This is a genomic window from Bradyrhizobium sp. Mp27 (assembly GCF_029953005.1).
Classification (GTDB): Bacteria; Pseudomonadota; Alphaproteobacteria; order Rhizobiales; family Xanthobacteraceae; genus Bradyrhizobium; species Bradyrhizobium barranii.
This window is the reverse complement of record NZ_JASAUS010000372.1, coordinates 1-2,892: the sequence shown is the minus strand read 5'-3', so window position 1 is coordinate 2,892 and position 2,892 is coordinate 1. Positions and strand designations below refer to the sequence as shown.

Below are 2,892 nucleotides of genomic sequence, written 5' to 3'. Positions count from 1 at the left end.
TCGTTCGAAGCGCGCCGACCGGCTGAAGATTTTGCTATGGGACGGCACGGGCCTCGTTTTGGTCTACAAGCGCCTTGGCCGCGATGGTCGTTTCGAGTGGCCGCAGATCAGCGACGGCGTCATGCATCTGACGCGCGTGCAGTTCGAAGCGCTGTTCGATCACCCATGTTGATGCCCCTCCTTGTTAGGCTGACAGATTCTTAGATCAAGTTGCGCGATGACGTGGTTTCGAAGGTCTCCGATGGCGTGAAGAACGGATGGTGTATTCGGGAAGAGATAGGCGCCGCTGGGCTGGCGATCAATTAGCAAACGCTTGGTTCGGATCTGAACATAGAGCCAGTTTACTGGAATCTCGAGCCTTCGGGCCAGTTCGGGCGGGCTGAGGTATGAGTCGTCATGCTCCCATCGGCTGCGCTGGGCAGTTACCTTGATGGCGGCGGCACGACGGAGCCGCCCAACGGTGATAGGCAGCACCTTATCGGCGCAACGGGGAGAGCGGTGACCTTCCCGAGTAAGGATTGTGGCGATCTTGTCGTCTGGGACGCCGTCGCGAGCGAGCGTCAGAAGGCGTTCCCGCATCTCTGTGCCTCGCGTCAATCTGGTGACGGAGTTGACGCTCATCTTCACTTCGAGCTCCGTCACGGCGCCTCCCCGCCAGACGATCCTAGCCAGGGCCAAGTCGCGCTCACCGCGGTCGAGAACGACCTTTTCGATGAGACATCGCAACAACGCCTTGCGATGCGCATCCGAGATGGTCTCGTCACCCCATATCTGCGGGAGGCGGCCGGTGAGGCTGATGACCTTGTCGTTGAGCTCCTTGCTTATGGCCACTTGTGTGATGGCTTTGGGCGGCGTCTGTCGGGCAAGCGCCTCTTCGGCGGCGCGCACGTCGTTTAGCGCCGCTTCCCATCGACGCTCGAGTTCCGAGGCGACCAACCGATTATCTGGATCAGCTCGGTTGAACTGCCGTTCGGCGAGCGCCGCCGTGTATCGCTTGCGCTCGAGCTCTCGTTCTGCACTGGAGCGTAGCGCATTGTTCGTCTGCTGCTGCACCCGGCGGGAGCGCGACAAGGCATCGAGTTCGGCCGGCGCTAGTGCGGTTAGGAATGCGTCGCCAACGGCTGCATCGATATGGGCGGCGCGGATGTGTTGGCAGGTTGGCTGACCTTCCTGGGTACGCAGGTGATTGCATACATATTCGCCGCCGCCCTTGTAGCGGACGTACATCTTATGGCCACATCGTGCGCACCAGGCAATGCCGTGGAGCAGGAGCTCGCCATTGCGAGGCGCGCCGCGGGTTTTGATGCGCATGTATTCGGCTCGGTTATCTCTGATGACGGATCGGATTTTTTCATAAATTGGCCAGTCGATATAGGCTGGATATCGATCTTTAACGACGATCCGCCACTCCTCCATCGGCCGCGGAGCCTTTTGTGGCAGGGCCCCCTCCCGCTTCGGCGGCCGGAAGCGGGTTCGTCCATAGACAAAGGCGCCCGCGTATGCGGGGTTCTTCAAGATCGCCGCGACGGCAGCCAGCGTCGCGCGCGTCCAGCACAAATCGCCATATCGATCACGACGCGGCAGTTCCAGGTCACGCTCGTTCAACGCTCGCATGACCTTGGCAACGCTGCGCAGCTGCAGGAATAACTGGAAGACGAGACCGAGCCGCCCTTGCACGGCCATGTCGGGATCCTTAACGACCACACCGCTCGGGTCCCGCATCAGCCCGATTGGCAGCATAACCGCAAGTTCGCCGCGTTCGGCTTTGGCCAGCAGGCCGGCGGTCAGCCGGCTGCGGATCGTATGTAGCTCAAGCTCGGAGATCGAACCCTTCAGCCCGAGAAGCAACCGTCCGTTGGGAGTGCCCGGATCATAGACACCATCGCGGTCGGCGATCAGGCAGCCACGTAGACCACAGATATCCAGGAGCGGATACCAGTCGGTACAATTACGCGCCAAGCGGGTCACGTCGATCGACAGGATGAGTCCCACTTCACTCAGGCCAACACGGCCAACGAGTTCCTTGAAGCCGTTACGCTGTGCTATAGACGCGCCGCTCAACCCGAGATCGGCATCAATCACGTCGATGGCCGCCTCACGCCATCCGAGTTCGCGGGCGCGCTGGCGAAGCGCGTATTGAAGGCGCAGGCTCTCCTGATTGCTTACGACCTGATGGGGCGTCGACTGCCGGATGTAGACTACGGCTTTGCGCGCCAAGTGGCTTGGTGTGACCAGCTCGGACTTCATGAGGGATCTCCGCCAAAATTGCGGCGACGTCTTCGACGATCTGGCGTCGGAGCGCGGGCGTCAGCGTCGACCAAAGATCGGCTGGATCCATGCTCATGTGCGTCGGGACAATCCGCTGTCGATAAAAGCTCGAGTAGAGCCTCCATACTCAGCTTAATCTGATTTGCCTCTTGCTCATAATATTCGATTGCGGTTGCTTGAATCAGAAGACTGCTTCCTGCGCGATACTCAACTTCATACGAAGCGGGAATGCCTCGGCCTCGCTGACCGATCTTCCTAATCACTCGATATGAGCGCCCCCACAAAGGATGGTGGGGGTCCCGAACCTCGACCACCTCCGGAAATGATTCGTCAGACTCACTATCAGGGACATTCCTCAATCCCCTCGTTTGAAGGGCTGAACTGGAAGCTGCTGAGCGCATCCTCGAGGGCTTCGACGGCATCCTTCAGGTCGACGGATACCAGGGCTATCATCGGCTCGCACGGCCCAAGCGCAAAGGCGGCGTGCCGCTGCGGCTGGCCGCATGTTGGTCCCACTCAAGGCGCAAGATCATCGCAGCGACTCCGAAAGCCGGCTCACCCATCGCCGAAGCCGTTCTCGCGCGCATCGCCGCACTCTATGCGATCGAGAAGGAGATCCGTGGC

Annotated in this window: 1 protein-coding gene and 1 pseudogene; one reads left to right on the top strand and one right to left on the bottom strand. The window is 60.4% G+C overall.

The window, feature by feature from the left end:
• Positions 1-159: 159 nt before the first annotated feature.
• On the bottom strand, positions 160-2,247 hold the full coding sequence (locus QJT78_RS49890; protein WP_049810452.1) for a recombinase family protein: 2,088 nt from the start codon (positions 2,245-2,247) through the stop codon (positions 160-162).
• A gap of 405 nt (positions 2,248-2,652) precedes the next feature.
• Here QJT78_RS49890 and QJT78_RS49885 point away from each other — a divergent pair.
• Positions 2,653-2,892, top strand: a pseudogene (locus QJT78_RS49885) (transposase); the annotation flags it as partial.

Coding starts and splice junctions, on each gene's coding strand:
- QJT78_RS49890 (WP_049810452.1), bottom strand. CDS start 2,247: ATGAAGTCCGAGCTGGTCACACCAAGCCACTTGGCGCGCAAAGCCGTA.